The sequence below is a fragment of the Roseateles sp. P5_E8 genome (genome assembly GCF_054177665.1).
In genome coordinates, this window is record NZ_JBGCUM010000136.1 from 1 (window position 1) to 1,124 (window position 1,124).

General features: G+C 57.8%; 2 protein-coding genes. Both read left to right on the forward strand.

The features are described 5' to 3' along the window. Positions 1–270, forward strand: a 270-nt coding sequence (locus ACXRVZ_RS27620; RefSeq protein ID WP_458233132.1) for a hypothetical protein, incomplete at its 5' end; no start/stop codon positions are given. 81 nt (positions 271–351) lie between these two features. Then, positions 352–723: a DUF440 family protein gene (locus tag ACXRVZ_RS27625; RefSeq protein ID WP_458233133.1), complete on the forward strand. Its 372-nt coding sequence runs from the start codon at positions 352–354 to the stop codon at positions 721–723. Positions 724–1,124: the final 401 nt, after the last annotated feature.

Sequence of the window (1,124 nt, forward strand, 5' to 3'; positions counted from 1 at the left end):
CTTAAGAGCACCATCGGCGGCTGGTATCACCAAGATGCGTATCTCGACTTCGAAACAGACGACGACATCTGGCAGAGCATCGTTGAAGGACGGGATGGAGACGGAATGCAGCGCCTCACTGCTCAAATTGTCGACCTTCTCTTAAGGGAAGACCACGAGGTTCTCGACCTGTGGAATAACCACGCGCATTCCCACAGGCTCGACGACGCCAATGAGGCACGTGAGTTATTCGGTGCGATGCTGAAATTCCTCAAAGGGGCCGCAAAGTGATGCCCAACCCTGCGCTCAAGCGGACCTGCGCCCGCTACGCTGGCTGGTCCGCTTACCTGGAACGTTGAGCGGCACACCAGCATGCGTGACAAGTCCAAACGGTACGGCTTGACGACTGTGATGCGTATGGCCGAGAAGCGGGTCTTGGAAGACGCGCAATCCCATCTGTCGGCAGATCGCCTGCAAGACATGCTCGCCGCCAGTAGAGAAGGTCTGCTATTTACGTCGGGGCGCTACCCCGACCCGGATTGGYGGGAAGTTTGCGGATTCGAAATCGATCAGCAGTTTCACTACGAAGTCATCGTGGGCGTTGCCGTAGAGCCTACGGAACCGCACAACCTTTTCGCGAAGGTACTGATTAGCAGAGATGCCGATGACGATGTGTGCTTCATAGTCTGGGACCCCGCAGCCGCCCAACCCTTCGCTGCAGCGGACGGCTTCGCCGCCCGCTGACCTTCGACGTTATGCGTCTTGAAAGCACATTGAAGGTCGCCGCCTCCGCCTACTTGGGAGCGGCAATAGTCATTGCAGCGTGGGCTTGGTACGTCGACTTGACGCTTCTCCATAGCCAGCGGGAGCATCTGTTACCCGACATGGTGCTCATGATTCTCGGCTTGCCTTCGTCCCTGTTGCTCAATCCGATATACGACCAATGGCCACGCTCTTTCACCGGCCTGGCGCAAACAGTATTCTTGACAGTTTGCGCCCTTAGCCAGTCGGGCCTTCTTGCCACGTTTGTGTTTCGGAGGCTGCGCGATGCCAGGGCATAACCTGTTGCTCCAGCGGACGGCTACGCCGCCCGCTGAGCGCGAATGTTAGGCCTCTCGTCCAATGCGCGGCCAGAAAAAGCTCTT